Raw genomic sequence first — 15,063 nt, forward strand, 5'->3', positions numbered from 1 at the left:
AACCCCGCCGCAAGCCGAAAGGGACGCTGATGAACCTGTTTACCGACCTGCGCAAGCTCGTGATCGCAACGCTTGAGGCGATGGCCGCCGAGGGCGTATTGCCCGACGGGCTGGACACCGGCAATGTCGCGATGGAACCGCCCCGCGATCCCGCCCATGGCGATATGGCGACCAATGCCGCGATGGTGCTGGCGAAACTCGCTGGGATGAAACCCCGCGATATCGCCGATGATCTGGCCCGTCGCCTGGGTGCGGACCCGCGCGTTGCCCTGGCCGAGGTGGCGGGCCCCGGCTTCATCAACCTGCGCCTTGCCCCCGCCGTATGGCAGGGTGTTGTCACCTGCGTGCTGTCCGAGGGAGCCGGTTTTGGCCGCTCGACGATGGGGCAGGGCGAGAAGATCAACGTCGAATACGTCTCGGCCAACCCGACCGGTCCTTTGCATGTCGGTCATACCCGCGGCGCGGTGTTCGGCGATGCGTTGGCCAGCCTGCTGGACTTTGCGGGCTATGAGGTGACACGCGAATACTACATCAACGATGGCGGCGCCCAGGTCGATGTCCTGGCCCGGTCGGTCTACCTGCGTTACCTGGAGGCGCATGGGCGCGAGGTGGCGTTCGAAGACGGAACCTATCCCGGCGACTACCTGATCGAGGTCGGACAGGCGCTCAAGGAAAAGGTGGGCGATGCCTATCTCGGCCAGCCCGAGGCGGTCTGGCTTGGCGAGGTGCGCGACTTTGCCACCGACCGGATGATGGGTCTGATCCGCGACGATCTGGCCGCGTTGGGCGTGACCATGGATCGGTTCTTTTCCGAGAAATCGCTTTATGGCACTGGCCGGATCGAGGCCGCGATCGAGACGCTGCGCGGCAAGGGGCTGATCTACAAGGGTACGCTGGAGCCGCCCAAGGGCAAGACCCCCGAGGATTGGGAGCCGCGCGAACAGACCCTGTTCAAATCCACCGAGCATGGCGATGACGTGGATCGTCCGATCATGAAATCGGACGGATCATGGACCTATTTTGCTCCTGACATCGCCTATCACTTTGACAAGATAGAACGCGGCTATGATCAGTTGATCGACGTGTTTGGCGCCGATCACGGCGGCTATGTCAAGCGCATGAAGGCCGCGGTGTCTGCCTTGTCCGATGGGCGCGTGCCGCTGGACGTCAAGCTGACTCAGCTGGTCAAGCTTTACCAGAACGGTGAACCGTTCAAGATGTCCAAACGCGCGGGCACCTTCGTGACGCTGCGCGATGTGGTTGACCAGGTCGGGCCGGACGTGACCCGGTTCCACATGCTTACACGCAAGAACGACGCGCCGCTGGATTTCGATTTTGCCAAGGTCTTGGAACAGTCCAAGGATAATCCCGTCTTTTACGTGCAATACGCACATGCCCGCATTTGTTCGGTTTTGCGCAAGGCGGCCGAGGCGGAAATCGTGGTGGATGATGCCTCCCTTGCCGGCGCGGATCTGGGGCGCATCGATCACGAGGCCGAATGGGCGGTGGCCAGAAAGCTGGCCGAATGGCCGCGTCTCGTCGAGATTGCGGCACGCACCCATGAACCGCATCGCGTGGCGTTTTACCTCTACGAATTGGCATCCGAATTCCACACGCTATGGAACCGGGGCAATGACACGCCCGGTCTGCGTTTCCTGCAAGAGGACGATCAGGCCACAAGCCAGGCCAAAATCGCCCTTGCCCGTGCCGTTGCCGTTGTTATTTCCGCCGGTCTTGGTATTCTCGGCGTCGATCCGGTCGAGGAAATGCGCTGACGAACAAGTCGCATCCCGCCCGGAAAGAGGCAGGCAAGAAGCGACTGGCGCGCGTATACGTGGCCGGGATGCGAGGCAGACATGGCAGATATCGAGTTCGACGCAGTCGATTATGACGATGCGGGCGGTGGCCCTCCACTTATTGCGACCCTGACGATGTGGGCGGGCGGCGTCGTGTCGCTGGCGCTGGTGGCCGGGTTGGCGACCTGGGGGTACCGGATCACGGTGCGCGACATGACCGGTGTGCCGGTGGTTCAGGCGCTGGAAGGGCCGATCCGCGTTGCCCCGGATGAACCCGGCGGGCAACTGGCGGTTCACCAGGGGCTTGCGGTGAATCGTATTGCCGCCGTTGGCGAGGCCGCGCCGCCAGCCGACGAGTTGCGCCTCGCGCCGATGGCCGTGGCCCTTGCTGAGGAGGACATGGCGCGCGGCGATCTGCTTCCCGCGCCGCAGTTCGCGGCCGTTGCATCCGGGCAGACGGTGCAGCCCGCGCCGGGGGGCGGTGCAGACATCCGGGCCGTTGATGCGCCTCTGGAAGAAATCGACGATATGGCGCCTCGGGCGGATGCTTTGCCGCGCTTGCCTGCCGGGGCGCTTGCGCGTTCACCACGTCCCGCGCCCCGCCCCGAGGGAGACCTGGTCGCCCGTGCGGCGGTTGCCGCGGCGACGGCCGCGATCGCGCCCGCGCCTGCGGTGGAACTGAGCCCGCAAGAAATCATCGCGGGCACCGTTCTGGTACAACTTGGCGCCTTTGACAGCCCCGAGGATGCCCGCAGCACCTGGGGCGGATTGACCGACAGTTTTGCCGACTTCTTTGATCAGAAGATGCGCGTGGTGCAGCAATCCGAAAGCGGCGGGCGCCAGTTCTACCGCCTGCGTGCGACGGGTTTTGCCGACATGGCGGATGCACGACGCTTTTGCGCGGCGTTGATGGCCGAGGGGGCGGACTGCATCCCGGTGGTCGCGCGGTGAGCGCGGGCGCGTTCATCGCGGGCTGCGCCGGGCCTGTGCTTGGCGCGGATGAGCGCGCCTTTTTCGCCGCAGCCGATCCTTTCGGCTTTATTCTCTTTGCACGCAATATCGAAGACCCCGAGCAATTGCGCGGCCTTACCTGTGCCTTGCGCGACGCCGTCGGGCGCGATGCGCCGATCCTGATCGACCAGGAGGGCGGGCGCGTGCAACGCATGGGGCCACCCTTTTGGCGGGAGTGGGGCCCGGCGCTTGACCAGATCGCCCAAGTGGGGCCGGGGCAGGCGGCACGCTCGATGTACCTGCGCGCGCGGCTGATCGCGGCGGAACTTGCGGAAGTTGGCATCGATACCAATTGCGCGCCGCTGGCCGATCTGGCCCGGCCCGAAACCCATCCAATCCTCAAGAACCGCTGTTATGGAAGCGAACCGGTCAGTGTCATCGGTGCGGCGCGGGCGACCGCCGAGGGGCTTTTGGCCGGTGGCGTTCTGCCCGTTCTCAAGCATATTCCGGGCCATGGGCGGGCAAGCGTCGACAGCCACGTTGACTTGCCGCGGGTGTCGGCCCCGCGCGCCACGCTGGAGGCCGAGGATTTCGTCCCCTTCCGTGCGCTGGCCGACCTGCCTTTTGCGATGACCGCGCATATCGTGTTCGATGCCGTCGACGAAATGCGCCCGATCACCACCTCGCCCGAGGGGATCGCGTTGATCCGAGACGGTATCGGTTTCGATGGGTTCCTGATGTCCGACGATATCTCGATGCAGGCGCTTACCGGCCCGATCGCGGCGCGTTGCGTGGCCAGCCTTCGGGCAGGGTGCGACGCGATCTTGCATTGCAATGGCGATCTGGCAGAGATGGAGGTGGTCGCCGAGGAAAGCGGTGTATTGAGCCGGGAAAGTGCCGTGCGCGCGGCGCGGGCGCTTGTACGCCGCCACCCGCCGGAGCCTTTTGATATCAGGGGGTTCGAGGCAGAGCTTGAGGCGCTGCTGCAAGGGACAGTGCATGGATGAGGACGCGTTCGACGAGGTTGCCGCCCATGATCCCGTTTCCGCCCGTCGTGCCGCGGAGGCGCTGATCGTCGATGTCGACGGCTACGAGGGGCCGCTTGACATGCTCTTGACGCTGGCCCGCGGCCAAAAGGTCGATCTGCGCCGGATATCGGTGTTGCAAATGGCCGAGCAGTATCTCGCCTTTATCGAGCAGGCCAAGGCGCTTCGGATCGAACTGGCCGCCGATTACCTGGTGATGGCGGCCTGGCTTGCCTTTCTGAAATCACGCCTTTTGCTGCCGCCCGACCCGGCCCAGGATGGCCCATCGGGCGAGGAACTCGCTGCGCACCTCGCGTTTCAGCTTGAACGACTCGAAGCCATGCGCGCGGCCTCGGCCAGGCTGATGGCCCGCGATCAGCGTGGGCGCGATTTCTTTGTCCGTGGCCTGACCGAGGATGTGACCCGTATCCGCAAGGTCAGCTATACCGCGACCCTGCTGGATCTGATGCAGGCCTATGCGCGCATCCGCACGCGCGATGATTTCCGCCCTTACATCATGGACCGCGAAAGCGTCTACACCATGGAGGATGCGCTTGAGCGGATGCGCGCCATGATCGGCTATGCGGGCGACTGGGTGGAGCTGTCGGGGTGGCTGCCCGAGGGCTGGCAACTTGACCCGGTACGCCGCCGCGCCGCGACTGCCGCGCATTTCGCGGCTTCGCTGGAACTGGTCAAGCAGGGGGTACTGGATATTCGCCAGGGCGATATGTTTGCCCCCATCCACATTCGCAAGAGGACACGGTGATGCCGGCCGATCCGCCGCCGCAAGAGGACAGCCTTTTCGAGGCGCCGCCGATCGGCGAACAGGAACGCATGGTCGAGGCTATCCTCTTCGCCAGCGCGGAGCCGGTACGCGTGGCCGAGTTGAATGCACGCATGCCCCATGGTTGTGACGCGGCCGAGGCGCTTGCCCATCTTGCCCGCCGTTACGAGGGGCGCGGCGTGCGCCTCGTTCGGGTGGGCGAGGCATGGGCGTTCCGAACTGCGCCCGATCTTGGCTTTCTCATGCAGAAAGAGACCGTTGAGGTCCGCAAGCTCAGTCGCGCCGCGATCGAGACACTGGCCATCATCGCCTATCATCAACCCGTCACCCGCGCCGAGATCGAGGAAATTCGCGGCGTGTCGCTCAGCCGGGGCACCATCGATCAGTTGTTGGAACTGGAATGGATTCGCTTTGGCCGTCGAAGGATGACACCGGGGCGCCCGGTGACCTATGTTGTGACAGAGGGCTTTCTTGATCATTTCGGGCTGGAAAGCGCGCGCGATTTGCCGGGACTCAAGGAGTTGCGTGCCTCGGGCCTGCTGGACAGCCGCCCGATGCCCGGCACCGAGGAAGACGACCTTGCCGAAGGCGCGCAGGGCGACATGTTCGAGGACGAGAGCTGAACGGGGGTAAGAGGAGAGCGAGAAGTGAACGCGACCCAGTTGATCAACATGGCTGTGCGCATCGTGATGCGCAAGTTTCTGAACAAGGGAATCGATGCTGGCATCGACATGGCCACGCGGCGCCGGCAGGATACCGACCCGGCGGACAGGCGCGATGCCCATGCCCAGGCGCAGGATACGAAGAAACGCGTGAAGCAATCCATGCGCATCGCCCGGCGCATCGGCCGGTTCTGATCGGGCAGGCCGTTCTGCGTGCCGGCGTTCCGGGAGCGCACGCCTTTGCGAGCTAAGCGGTGGCAGCTTGGTCCGCGCGGAAATGCTTGGACAATTTCAGCCCCTGGCCCTGGTAATTCGAGGCGATACCCGCCCCGTAGAGCGTGCGTGGGCGTTCGGCCATGCGTTCATAAACCAGCCGGCCTACGACCTGTCCATGCTCAAGGGCAAAGGGTGCCTCGTGGCAGCGAACCTCAAGCACCCCTTTCGAGCCCGCGCCACCGGCCGCGTCATGGCCGAAACCGGGATCGAAAAAGCCCGCATAATGCACCCGGAATTCGCCCACCATGGCAAGGTAAGGCGCCATTTCGGCGGCAAAGTCGGGCGGGATATGTACCGATTCCCGGCTGACGAGGATGTAGAATGCGCCGGGATCGAGGATGATCCGTCCCCGGTCGGTGCGAAGCTCTTCCCAGAACTCGGCTGGATCGTAGGCGCCGATCCGATCGAGGTCGATCACGCCCGTATGGGGCTTTGCACGAAATCCCACGAGGCTGTCGGCGGTCGGGCGCAGGTCCACCGAAAAACCCAATCCCTGCGAGATCACGGCAGGCCCGCCTTTGACCAGGCCGACCGTGTCATGCAGCGCGGCGAGTTCGTCATCCTCCAGAACGGACTGTCCACGGCGAAAGCGGACCTGGTTCAATCGCTGTCCGGGACGCACGAGAACCGAAAACGAGCGGGGGCAGATTTCGGCATATAGCGGGCCACGATAGCCGTTGGGAACGCGGTCGAATTCAACCCCGCCATCGGTAATGGCGCGCGTCAACAGGTCCAGCCGTCCGGTCGAGCTCTTGGCGTTGGCAACCGCCTGGATATCAGAGGGCAGATCGAGGCTTTCCAACAGGGGCACGACATAGACGCAACCCTTTTCCAGCACCGCGCCCCCCGAAAGATCGATGCGATGCATTTCGAAATCGGCAAGACGCTCGGCCACGCTATGCCCCGTACCGGGCAGGAACGAGGCGCGCACGCGATAGGCCACATGCCCAAGGCGCAGGTCCAGAGAGGCGGGTTGAACCTGTCCCTCGGCCAGCGGCGTATCGCTAAGGATCGCCCCCCCGGTCACGAGGGTCTCGATTTCCTGTGCGGGCAAAACACCGACGCCGGTCATGCGCTCTCCTTCGTCAGGGGATGGCCCCGAAACCAGAACCGCCCGCGACGCGAGAGGTGCGGCACGGGCGGTTTTGATGTTGGTCGGGCTAGCAGGACTTGAACCTGCGACCTTCCGTCCCCCAGACGGACGCGCTACCAGACTGCGCCATAGCCCGACGTGGGGCGTGTCATACCATGTCTGGCGGCGGGGGCAAGACGCAAAACCCATATTCCGCGCCTTACCTCGGATGGGTTTCATCCATGCGCAGGGCAAGGCCCCGCAGCCGTCCGACAAGGTCAATGGTGCGCGCCGAATCCTGCCGCAACGCGCGGTGAAACTCGGGGCTGCGCGCCAACGTGCGCAGCGGGGCGCTACGGGGTGCAAAGGCTGGATCGTCATCGGCGGGATCGTCTGCGGCCAGATCAGCCCCCGGCCGGAGCGCGGCAGGGGAGGGCACGGTCGGGGGATCGCCGGGCGGCGCACGATCAGGTGAGGCGGGCGAGGATTGCGTGGGCCTTGCCGTGATCGGGTGGCCGCCAGCGAGCCGACTGCCGTGAGCGTCTTCTTCACCGGTCTCTACGATCGGCCCGGCGCCGCTATGCATGTCGTCGCTATCCTCGTTGCCCCCTTTGCGCGATGTCTCAGACCGGGGCGGCGCGTCGTTCTGCGCCGGGTGCTGCACGCGGGGGGCATCGTTGAGTGGCGTCGTCTCGATCTCGGCGTCGGGCGGGGTGATGTCGTTGCGGGGATGATCACGCGCAAATAGCGGCAAACCGGGATCGGCATCGTCGGTTTCGGTCCGGGGCTGACCGAAGGGCACGACATTGTTGTCGTCCTCTTGGTCGTCCTCGTCGTCCTGTGGAACATCTTCGATCATCGGGGCTTCGGGCGCGTCCTCGTCCGGTTGCTTGGCCCTGCTGCGCCGGACTGCGGGCAGGGGCGGCAATCCCGCCTCGACGCTGTCTTTTATTGCCGCGTCGCCCGGGAGCTGTGGCGAGAGATTCGCCACCGCGCGTACCCCTTCCTCGCGCAATATCTTCTGAACGCCGCGGATCGTGAGACCCTCGTCATGCAAAAGCCGTTTGATCCCGCCCAGTAGCTGCATGTCGGCGGGGCGATAATAACGCCGCCCGCCAGCGCGTTTTACCGGTTTGACCTGGCTAAAGCGGCTTTCCCAGAATCGCAGGACATGCGCCGGGGTATCCAGCCACTCGGATACCTCGGAAATGGTGCGAAACGCATCGGGGGACTTCTGCATCCGGGCCGCTAGCCCTTGTTGCCGGCGGCGACCCGCTCTTTCATCAGGTGAGAGGGGCGAAAGGTCAGAACCCTGCGCGGCAGGATCGGAACCTCTTGGCCGGTTTTGGGATTGCGGCCCACGCGTGCGGCCTTGTCGCGAACGGAAAAGGTGCCGAACGACGAAATCTTGACTGTCTCGCCACGCACCAGCGCATCAGACATGTGCTTAAGCACGCTTTCGACCAGGTCCGCGGAATCGTTACGCGACAGCCCAACCTCGCGGAACACCGCCTCGGTCAGGTCCATCCGGGTGAGGGTATTGCCCGCCATTGCCATGTTCTCCCGATGCCATTGCCAAGACTGAGCGTGGGAGAAAAGGCTTTAAAAGTCAATATCAACGCCTTGCAGCGCCCAGTTTCAGCGCCATTCTACCAGCGTAAAACCACCGACCCCCAGGCCAGGCCACCGCCAATCGCCTCTGTCACCAACAGGTCGCCCGGCTTGATCTGGCCCCGCGCCTTGCCCACTGACAACGCCAGCGGGATCGAGGCGGCCGAGGTGTTGCCGTGATCTTGAACGGTGACCACGACGCGTTCCATCGGCAGATCGAGTTTTTGCGCGGTGGCCTTGATGATGCGCAGGTTGGCCTGGTGGGGCACAAGCCAATCCACATCGGCGCCCGTCAGCCCCAACTTGTCCAGGGCGGCATGGGCCGTGGCCGACAGTTTCTCGACCGCGTGGCGGAACACTTCGCGCCCCTGCATGCGCACATGGCCGGTCGTGCCATTGGATACGCCTCCATCGACATAGAGGATGTCCCGGTGCCGACCGTCCGAATGCAGATCGACCGACAGAATGCCCTGATCGTCGGCCGTGCCGGCGCCGCTGCCGGCCTCAAGCACCAGGGCACCGGCCCCGTCACCGAACAACACGCAGGTTCCCCTGTCGGTCCAATCCAGAATGCGACTGAAGGTTTCGGCCCCGATGACCAGAACCCGATGCGCCTGGCCCGACAAGATCATCGCGTTGGCGGTTGACAGCGCATAGACGAACCCGGCGCAGACCGCCTGCACGTCGAAAGCGAAACCATGCGTCATGCCAAGCCCGGCCTGGACCGCGGTTGCGGTCGAGGGAAAAGTCTGGTCCGGGGTGGTCGTGGCCAGGACGATCGCATCTATCCCGCTGGCATCGAGGCCCGCATCCTCCAGGGCTGCTCGCGCAGCCGCCAGCGCGAGATCAGAGGTCTTTTCGCCCGTGGCCGCGAAATGGCGCCGCTCGATCCCCGAACGCGACCGAATCCATTCATCAGAGGTGTCGAGGGTCGTTTCGAATTCGGCGTTCTCGACGACGCGCTCGGGCAGGTAATGCCCCACGCCCCTGACGATGGATCTATTTGCCATGGTTATCGTGTGCTCCCCGCCGCGGCCTGCGTGGCCTCCTGCTCGCCGCAGGCTGCTGTTGCAACCCGCATCGCCAGCCGCTCGGTAAACCCGGACTGGGCCAGTTCGAAGGCCAGTTTGACCGCTGCTGATACGCCCGTTGCATCGGAAGACCCATGCGATTTGACAACCGTACCGTTCAGACCCAGGAATACCCCGCCATTGACACGGCGCGGATCGATCCGCTTTTTGAGGCGGCGCAGCGAGGTATAGGCCAACAGTGCCGCGATGCGCGACAGCGGGGTTGCATTGAACGCCTCGCGCATGAAATCGCCGATCAGCCGGGCCGTGCCCTCGCCGGCCTTCAGCGCGACATTCCCGGTAAAGCCGTCGGTCACGATCACGTCGATCTTGTCCGAGGGAATATCGCCCCCCTCGACGAAACCAACGAAGTCGAAATTGGCGCGATCCGCACAGTTCTGGATGAGGTCATGGGCGGCCTTTAACTCGGCCCGGCCCTTGTTTTCCTCGGTGCCGACATTCAGCAAGCCCACGCGCGGGCGGTCCAGTCCAAGACCGTTTCGGGCATAGGAAGTGCCCATCAGCGCATATTGCAGCAGATCATGCTCGTCTGCGCGCACGTCCGCACCCACATCCAGCATCACGTTGAACCCGTGCGGATTGCGCGAAGGCCAGAGACAGGCGATGGCAGGACGGTTTACGCCCGGCAACTTGCGCAGCCGGACGATGGACAGCAGCATCAGCGCGCCGGTATTGCCGCATGACACGCAAACCGGCGCCTCTCCCTGGCGCACGCAGTCGATCGCGGACCACATCGAGGTTTTCTGCCCATGCCGCATCACGTGGCTGGGCTTGGCATCCATCGTTACGACATCCTCGGCATGCCGGATATCCACACGCCCTTCCAGCACCTTGCGACGCGCCACGAGCCGTTCAAGCTCGGGCCTGTTGCCGTGCAGGATAAAACGGATATCGGGGTTCTTGCCCGCCGATCGGGCAAGACCCGCCACCACCGCGGATGGCCCGCGGTCGCCCCCCATCGCGTCAACCGAGATCACGGTCCGCGGGGCGGCGCGCAAATGCTGACGCTGTTGTTCGGTCATGGGTGACGCTCAGCCCTGCCAGCCGGCTCAGGCGGCGTCTTCTTCATCCAGGTCGATCTCGTCGGCCAAGGCGACAACTTCGCGGTCGTCATAATGGCCACAGGACGGGCAGACGTGGTGCGGGCGCTTCAACTCGCCGCAATTGGAGCATTCGGCCGGGTTGCCGGGCACCAACGCATCGTGCGAGCGGCGCATGTTGCGGCGGGACCGCGTGACTTTATTCTGAGGGACAGCCATGTCTCAACCTCGATCCTTCGGGGCAATCTGCCCGGTGGTATTTCTCTTGGGGAAACGCGCCTCTTGGCGCCCTCGGCGCGGCGTCCTACCCATCGTGCAAGCGAGGCCGGGACCATACTGCGATTCTGGCTGCGCGCAAGTGTTTTCTGTCGCCGTTAATCGTCGAGTTTCTTCTTCAGCGCGGCCAGCCCGGCAAACGGCTTTGCCGTCTCGTCGGTCAGCGGTGCGACGCCGGGCGGGCCGATCACCGTCTCGGCCAACTCGGCCCCCTCGGTACGAGGATAAAGCGGCAGAGCAAGCGCCAGAGCCTCTTCCATTACCTGGGTCGGATCGATTGTCTCGGGCAGCGGTTCCTCGGTCTCGTCGTCGGGCATCTCGATCTCGTCGCCCTCGGGCAGGGGCGGCATCTCGGCGCGATAGGTGCGGATCACGGGTGCGTCGATGCGCGTCGTCACCGGGGCAAGCGTTACAACGCAGGGCTGGACCACCGTCGCGCCCAGGCTTGCCTCCAGCCGCCAGTCGCGTCGGCCCTCGGGGACAAGCCGCCCGGCAAGGCGCAGCTTGCGCAGCGCAATCAGCCCCAAACGCTCGGCCAGCGCGGCGCGCGCGGGCGCATCGGGTTCGACCACGATCTCGACCGCGGCGCGCGCGGGCAGTCGGCGGGGATGGATCGGGGTGTCTGTCTTCTGGCGCGCTGGCATGGCTCGTTCCATTCTTGAACCGGCGGAGTTCCTTCTGTAAGCGTCGATAGGAGCCAAGGGGCGCCGTGACAAGGGGGTGGCATGGCAAAGCGGGACGCAAGATGGGCAAGGTGGATCGCTGTCGGCCTGCTGGCGGGCGCCATGGCCAGTTGCAGCCCGATCTATCGAAATCATGGCTATGCCCCCAGCGACAGTGATCTGGAGCAGATCCTGGTCGGCGTGGACAGCCGGGCCTCCGTGGCCGAACTGGTCGGGTCTCCGCAGGTGGCCGGGGTGATGCGTGACGATGCGTGGTATTACGTCGCCAGCCGGACCCGGACCGTCGCCTATCGTGCCCCCGAGGAGATCGGTCGCGAGGTCGTGGCGATCTCTTTCGACGAAGGGGGCACGGTCAGCAATATCGAGCGCTTCGGCCTCGAGGATGGGCGCGTGATTGCATTGAACCGGCGCGTAACCGACGACAATATCAAGGGCGTGTCCTTCATTCGCCAATTGCTGGGCTCTGTCGGCCAGTTGCGCGCCGAAGACCTGATCGACTAGGCATCTTCCCCGCGAGAGGCGGGGACGAAGTCCAGCGCCACCCCGTTAATGCAATAGCGCAGCCCCGTGGGGGCTGGTCCGTCGGGAAAGACGTGGCCCAGATGCGCCGCGCAGGCCGCGCAATGCACCTCGGTCCGGGTCATGAACAGGCTGCGATCTGTCCGCTCGCCCACGGCTTCGGGGTTGAAGGGGCGCGTGAAGCTGGGCCAACCCGTGCCGCTGTCGAACTTGTCGGCCTGTTCAAACAGGGGCGCGCCGCAGCACACGCAGCGGAAAGTGCCTGCTTCTTTCGGGAAATCGTCATGGCTGAAGGGCGGCTCGGTGGCGTGCTTGCGGGTCACGCGATAGGCCAGTTCGGACAGACGTTCGCGCCATTCGGCATCGGTCCTGGTGGTTTTCTGAGGCATTCGGTCACCTTCTGCCTGTCAAATTGATGTCACATCTTGCGTGCTATCGGCACGCAACCTTAACTAGGCGCGCGGACACCGCCCGCCAGTCCCTTGGAGCAGTCACGATGCTGTCACTTCGCAAGGGCCGCTATACCGCGCGCCTGGCCGAAACCCCCGCCGATGTCGACGCTGCCCAGCGGTTGCGCTATCTGACCTTCCGTGCCAGCGTGGATGCGCCCGAAGGGCGCGACGCCGACGCCTTTGACGCCGCCTGCCGTCACGTGCTGGTCGAGGATGCTCGTAGTGGCGCGCTGGTTTGCTGTTTTCGCCTTCTGCCTCTGCATTGCGGGGCAGAGATAGGCCAGAGCTATTCGGCGCAGTATTACGAATTGTCGGCGCTGGCCGAATTCGATGGACCGATGGTCGAGATGGGGCGGTTCTGCATCCATCCCGACTGGCGCGACCCAGATATCCTGCGCGTGGCATGGGGCGCGATGACGCGGTTCGTGGACGAGGAAGGCGTCGAGATGCTGTTCGGCTGTTCCTCGTTCAAGGGTACCGAGGCCGAGGCCTACATGGATGCCTTTGCGCTGTTGACCGAACGCCATCTCGGCCCGAAGCGGTGGCTGCCGCGGGTCAAGGCGCCCAACGTGTTCCGTTTTGCCCAGTTGCTTCGGTTGCGAAAGCCGGATGCGAAACGGGCCATGCTCGGGATGCCGCCGCTTTTGCGCAGCTACCTGGTGATGGGGGGGTGGGTGTCCGATCATGCGGTGGTGGATCGCGACCTCAACACGCTGCACGTGTTTACCGGCCTGGAAATCCGGGCGATCCCGCCCGCGCGCAAGCGCCTGTTGCGCGCGGCAGCGGGCTAGGCGGAGCTGACTGGCGCGAGGCGGGAATCGGCCGGGGGCGCTGCCCCCGGACCCCCGGGGTATTTCGGCCAAGAAGAAGCTGGAGGCCCGCGGTCTGGCAAGGGGCGCATCATGCGCGCCCGGCGATGCGCGGCTGATCAGACCTTGCGGTTGGGCAATTCGGCCATGATCCGCGAGCGTTCGGTGTCGGACAGCCGCGACCAGGCCGCGATTTCATCCATGGAACGCGCGCAACCGGCGCAGAGCCGGGTTTCGGGATCGATCCGGCAGATATCGATGCAGGGGGTCCGGGGCGGTATCGACGAGGTCATCTGTGGAGTTCCATGTGGGAGAGCCGGTCAAGAAAGCCTTGAAGGATATAGCTGGCGGCGACGTGGTCGATGACCTCGGCACGGCGGCGGCGGGAGGTATCGGCCTCAAGGAGTGCGCGTTCGGCGGCGACGGTCGAGAGGCGTTCGTCCCAGAACCCGATCGGCAGGTCGGTCATTCGGGATAGATTGCGGGCAAAGGCGCGGGTCGATTGGCAGCGCGGTCCCTCTGTCCCGTCCATGTTGCGCGGCAGCCCCAAAAGAAATCCCCCGGCATCGCGTCCCGCGGCGATGTCGAGAAGTCGGGCGGCATCGAGGCCGAACTTGCGCCGCCGGATGGTTTCCAGCGGGCTCGCGATCGACCATAGCCCGTCAGAGACCGCCACGCCTATGGTCTTGTCGCCGAGGTCCAGCCCCACGAGGGCGCGGCCGCGCGGCAGCGCGGCGGCCAGCGCCTCGGGGGTGTCATGCACGCTCACTCGGCCACACCTGCGGACGTCGCGGCCTGGCGGACCTCTTGCAGGGCCTCGGGATGAAGCGCGAAGACCTGCTGTGCCTCTGTCCAGATGGCGCCGGCCTGCGCGGTGTCGCCGAGGATGCCGAGGGCGCGGATGAGCTGGGCCCATTCCTGTGGTGTGCCGCCGCGGGTCGCGAGCCGTTCGGACAGGTTCGCCACCATGCCCTTGATCATCTCCTGGCGCTGTTGCGGGGTCATGTCTTCGGCGGCCTGCATGTCCTCGGCACTGGGGCCGCGCAGGGGGGCGTTGGCCTGGGGCAGGGGGGGGAGCTGGTAGTCGTCCACCCCGGCCTGCCAGGCCAGTTCCTCGATCTGGGCGCGAACCGGTCTCAGCCAGGGATCGTCCGGCCCGGTGAGGCCAAGCAGGTGACGCCAGACACGAAAGGCGGTGTCGGGCCGGCCGGTCTGGATATGCATCAGGCCCCAGTAATAGAGCGCGATCCCGTTTTCGGGGTCACGGTTAAGGGCGTTTTCGAGGGCGGCTTCGGCCTCGGGCGAGACATAGCCGCCCGCCGCGATCACCATCATGTCGGCCAGCGTGGCGTAATCCTCGGCCGTGGCGCGACCCTTTTTCAGGTCGATCGCGCGGGCCTGTGCCTTGTGGGCGGCGTCGAAATTGCCCAGCGCGGCCTCGTTGCGGGCCAGCAGCAGGAAGCCGCGCAGATCCTCTTGTCTTTCGGCCACGACCTCGCGCAATTGGCGAACAAGGTCGAGATGTGCAGGGTCGGGCGCCTCGATGCCGGGAATCGGTCCCGCCTCGGCCTCGGCGACGGCCTGGCGGGGGCGCTGTTCGCGCGCCTCTTTCGCCATTTCGATGCGGGCTTGCAAGGGCAGGTCGGGATAGCCAGGCGCGCCGATCCGGGAATAGGTGAACCAGGTGCCGGCCAGCAGAACGGCCAGAACGATACCGCCCGCTGCGGCGCTGAGCCCCGGCGGTGCAGTTGCCGCGCCGGTCGAGGCGGCCAGCTTGCGGTCGGCATCAAGGACGCGGCGTGAGACCTCGGTGCGGATGCGCGCGGCGTCGTCCCCCGTGATGATGTCGCGCGCGAGGTCGCGGTCGACCTCGGCAAGCTGTTCGCGGTAGACCCTCAGGTCATAGGCCGCCGCCGGTGCATCGCCGCGCCGTCCGCGCAGCAGGGTAATCAGCAGGACCGCCGCGACGATTGCGGCCAGGGCTATGGCGAGCGCCGTGAATTGCATGAGGGCCTC

19 protein-coding genes and 1 tRNA gene are annotated in these 15,063 nt (G+C 65.2%); 8 read left to right on the top strand and 12 right to left on the bottom strand.

What is annotated here, in order from left to right:
• Window positions 1-29: 29 nt before the first annotated feature.
• The 6 genes from argS (at window position 30) to EV663_RS05840 (ending at window position 5,413) form a co-directional block, all read left to right on the top strand.
• Complete coding sequence (gene argS / locus EV663_RS05815; protein WP_132950846.1) at window positions 30-1,775, top strand: arginine--tRNA ligase; 1,746 nt, start codon at window positions 30-32, stop codon at window positions 1,773-1,775.
• Window positions 1,776-1,856: 81 nt separating this feature from the next.
• A complete protein-coding gene (locus EV663_RS05820) occupies window positions 1,857-2,747 on the top strand; it encodes an SPOR domain-containing protein (RefSeq protein WP_132950847.1) in 891 nt (296 codons plus the stop codon).
• On the top strand, window positions 2,744-3,754 hold the full coding sequence (locus tag EV663_RS05825; protein WP_165910138.1) for a glycoside hydrolase family 3 N-terminal domain-containing protein: 1,011 nt from the start codon (window positions 2,744-2,746) through the stop codon (window positions 3,752-3,754). Before EV663_RS05820 ends, EV663_RS05825 begins: the two co-directional genes overlap by 4 nt.
• Window positions 3,747-4,538, top strand: coding sequence for a segregation and condensation protein A (locus EV663_RS05830; protein WP_132950848.1), 792 nt, complete (start codon window positions 3,747-3,749; stop codon window positions 4,536-4,538). Before EV663_RS05825 ends, EV663_RS05830 begins: the two co-directional genes overlap by 8 nt.
• On the top strand, window positions 4,538-5,179 hold the full coding sequence (gene scpB / locus EV663_RS05835) for an SMC-Scp complex subunit ScpB (RefSeq protein WP_132950849.1): 642 nt from the start codon (window positions 4,538-4,540) through the stop codon (window positions 5,177-5,179). The genes EV663_RS05830 and scpB overlap by 1 nt, the downstream gene beginning before the upstream one ends.
• 24 nt (window positions 5,180-5,203) lie before the next feature.
• Entirely contained in the window at window positions 5,204-5,413 is a 210-nt protein-coding gene (locus tag EV663_RS05840) for a hypothetical protein (RefSeq protein WP_132950850.1), read from the top strand.
• A 52-nt stretch (window positions 5,414-5,465) separates the two neighbouring features.
• On the opposite strand, the gene EV663_RS05845 is transcribed toward EV663_RS05840, so the two are convergent.
• The 8 genes from EV663_RS05845 to EV663_RS05880 form a co-directional block, all read right to left on the bottom strand.
• Window positions 5,466-6,566, bottom strand: coding sequence for a 2'-deoxycytidine 5'-triphosphate deaminase (locus tag EV663_RS05845; protein WP_132950851.1), 1,101 nt, complete (start codon window positions 6,564-6,566; stop codon window positions 5,466-5,468).
• A gap of 80 nt (window positions 6,567-6,646) precedes the next feature.
• A tRNA-Pro gene (locus EV663_RS05850) sits at window positions 6,647-6,723 on the bottom strand.
• 63 nt (window positions 6,724-6,786) lie between these two features.
• A complete protein-coding gene (locus EV663_RS15810; RefSeq protein ID WP_243697881.1) occupies window positions 6,787-7,806 on the bottom strand; it encodes a MerR family transcriptional regulator in 1,020 nt (339 codons plus the stop codon).
• Between the two features lie 8 nt (window positions 7,807-7,814).
• Window positions 7,815-8,117, bottom strand: a complete 303-nt coding sequence (ihfA, locus tag EV663_RS05860) for an integration host factor subunit alpha (RefSeq protein WP_132950852.1) — start codon at window positions 8,115-8,117, stop codon at window positions 7,815-7,817.
• A 98-nt stretch (window positions 8,118-8,215) separates the two neighbouring features.
• The gene (locus EV663_RS05865) at window positions 8,216-9,187 is read right to left on the bottom strand and encodes a beta-ketoacyl-ACP synthase III (protein WP_132950853.1); all 972 of its coding nucleotides are present in this window, start codon (window positions 9,185-9,187) and stop codon (window positions 8,216-8,218) included.
• A gap of 2 nt (window positions 9,188-9,189) precedes the next feature.
• A complete protein-coding gene (plsX, locus tag EV663_RS05870; protein WP_132950854.1) occupies window positions 9,190-10,290 on the bottom strand; it encodes a phosphate acyltransferase PlsX in 1,101 nt (366 codons plus the stop codon).
• 27 nt (window positions 10,291-10,317) lie between these two features.
• On the bottom strand, window positions 10,318-10,527 hold the full coding sequence (rpmF, locus tag EV663_RS05875) for a 50S ribosomal protein L32 (RefSeq protein WP_132950855.1): 210 nt from the start codon (window positions 10,525-10,527) through the stop codon (window positions 10,318-10,320).
• Between the two features lie 155 nt (window positions 10,528-10,682).
• A complete protein-coding gene (locus tag EV663_RS05880) occupies window positions 10,683-11,228 on the bottom strand; it encodes a YceD family protein (RefSeq protein WP_132950856.1) in 546 nt (181 codons plus the stop codon).
• An 81-nt stretch (window positions 11,229-11,309) separates the two neighbouring features.
• Between EV663_RS05880 and EV663_RS05885 the strand changes: the two genes are divergently transcribed.
• The gene (locus EV663_RS05885; protein WP_132950857.1) at window positions 11,310-11,768 is read left to right on the top strand and encodes an outer membrane protein assembly factor BamE; all 459 of its coding nucleotides are present in this window, start codon (window positions 11,310-11,312) and stop codon (window positions 11,766-11,768) included.
• Here the strand turns inward: EV663_RS05885 and msrB are convergent.
• On the bottom strand, window positions 11,765-12,175 hold the full coding sequence (gene msrB / locus EV663_RS05890) for a peptide-methionine (R)-S-oxide reductase MsrB (RefSeq protein ID WP_132950858.1): 411 nt from the start codon (window positions 12,173-12,175) through the stop codon (window positions 11,765-11,767). The genes EV663_RS05885 and msrB overlap by 4 nt on opposite strands.
• Window positions 12,176-12,282: 107 nt before the next feature.
• On the opposite strand from msrB, the gene EV663_RS05895 reads away from it, so the two are divergent.
• Window positions 12,283-13,029 carry a GNAT family N-acetyltransferase gene (locus EV663_RS05895; RefSeq protein ID WP_132950859.1) on the top strand — a complete coding sequence of 249 codons (747 nt, stop codon included), beginning with the start codon at window positions 12,283-12,285 and terminating at the stop codon, window positions 13,027-13,029.
• A gap of 137 nt (window positions 13,030-13,166) precedes the next feature.
• Here the strand turns inward: EV663_RS05895 and EV663_RS05900 are convergent, their stop codons facing one another.
• The 3 genes from EV663_RS05900 to ccmI are packed head-to-tail and all read right to left on the bottom strand — an operon-like array spanning window position 13,167 to window position 15,054.
• On the bottom strand, window positions 13,167-13,340 hold the full coding sequence (locus tag EV663_RS05900) for a DUF1289 domain-containing protein (RefSeq protein ID WP_132950860.1): 174 nt from the start codon (window positions 13,338-13,340) through the stop codon (window positions 13,167-13,169).
• A complete protein-coding gene (gene ruvX / locus EV663_RS05905; protein WP_243697882.1) occupies window positions 13,337-13,816 on the bottom strand; it encodes a Holliday junction resolvase RuvX in 480 nt (159 codons plus the stop codon). The genes EV663_RS05900 and ruvX overlap by 4 nt, the downstream gene beginning before the upstream one ends.
• The gene (gene ccmI, locus EV663_RS05910; RefSeq protein WP_132950861.1) at window positions 13,813-15,054 is read right to left on the bottom strand and encodes a c-type cytochrome biogenesis protein CcmI; all 1,242 of its coding nucleotides are present in this window, start codon (window positions 15,052-15,054) and stop codon (window positions 13,813-13,815) included. Before ccmI ends, ruvX begins: the two co-directional genes overlap by 4 nt.
• Window positions 15,055-15,063: the final 9 nt, after the last annotated feature.

The sequence above is a fragment of the Rhodovulum bhavnagarense genome, assembly GCF_004343505.1.
In the GTDB taxonomy this organism is placed as follows: Bacteria; Pseudomonadota; Alphaproteobacteria; order Rhodobacterales; family Rhodobacteraceae; genus Rhodovulum; species Rhodovulum bhavnagarense.

What these genes read in the sequence shown, in the direction of transcription:
- EV663_RS05895 (WP_132950859.1), top strand. Translation starts at nt 12,283, where the DNA reads ATGCTGTCACTTCGCAAGGGCCGCTATACCGCGCGCCTGGCCGAAACC.
- ihfA (WP_132950852.1), bottom strand. Translation starts at nt 8,117, where the DNA reads ATGGCGGGCAATACCCTCACCCGGATGGACCTGACCGAGGCGGTGTTC.
- EV663_RS15810 (WP_243697881.1), bottom strand. Translation starts at nt 7,806, where the DNA reads ATGCAGAAGTCCCCCGATGCGTTTCGCACCATTTCCGAGGTATCCGAG.
- EV663_RS05845 (WP_132950851.1), bottom strand. Translation starts at nt 6,566, where the DNA reads ATGACCGGCGTCGGTGTTTTGCCCGCACAGGAAATCGAGACCCTCGTG.
- msrB (WP_132950858.1), bottom strand. Translation starts at nt 12,175, where the DNA reads ATGCCTCAGAAAACCACCAGGACCGATGCCGAATGGCGCGAACGTCTG.
- argS (WP_132950846.1), top strand. Translation starts at nt 30, where the DNA reads ATGAACCTGTTTACCGACCTGCGCAAGCTCGTGATCGCAACGCTTGAG.
- rpmF (WP_132950855.1), bottom strand. Translation starts at nt 10,527, where the DNA reads ATGGCTGTCCCTCAGAATAAAGTCACGCGGTCCCGCCGCAACATGCGC.
- ccmI (WP_132950861.1), bottom strand. Translation starts at nt 15,054, where the DNA reads ATGCAATTCACGGCGCTCGCCATAGCCCTGGCCGCAATCGTCGCGGCG.
- EV663_RS05865 (WP_132950853.1), bottom strand. Translation starts at nt 9,187, where the DNA reads ATGGCAAATAGATCCATCGTCAGGGGCGTGGGGCATTACCTGCCCGAG.
- EV663_RS05880 (WP_132950856.1), bottom strand. Translation starts at nt 11,228, where the DNA reads ATGCCAGCGCGCCAGAAGACAGACACCCCGATCCATCCCCGCCGACTG.
- EV663_RS05900 (WP_132950860.1), bottom strand. Translation starts at nt 13,340, where the DNA reads ATGACCTCGTCGATACCGCCCCGGACCCCCTGCATCGATATCTGCCGG.
- scpB (WP_132950849.1), top strand. Translation starts at nt 4,538, where the DNA reads ATGCCGGCCGATCCGCCGCCGCAAGAGGACAGCCTTTTCGAGGCGCCG.
- EV663_RS05830 (WP_132950848.1), top strand. Translation starts at nt 3,747, where the DNA reads ATGGATGAGGACGCGTTCGACGAGGTTGCCGCCCATGATCCCGTTTCC.
- EV663_RS05820 (WP_132950847.1), top strand. Translation starts at nt 1,857, where the DNA reads ATGGCAGATATCGAGTTCGACGCAGTCGATTATGACGATGCGGGCGGT.
- EV663_RS05885 (WP_132950857.1), top strand. Translation starts at nt 11,310, where the DNA reads ATGGCAAAGCGGGACGCAAGATGGGCAAGGTGGATCGCTGTCGGCCTG.
- plsX (WP_132950854.1), bottom strand. Translation starts at nt 10,290, where the DNA reads ATGACCGAACAACAGCGTCAGCATTTGCGCGCCGCCCCGCGGACCGTG.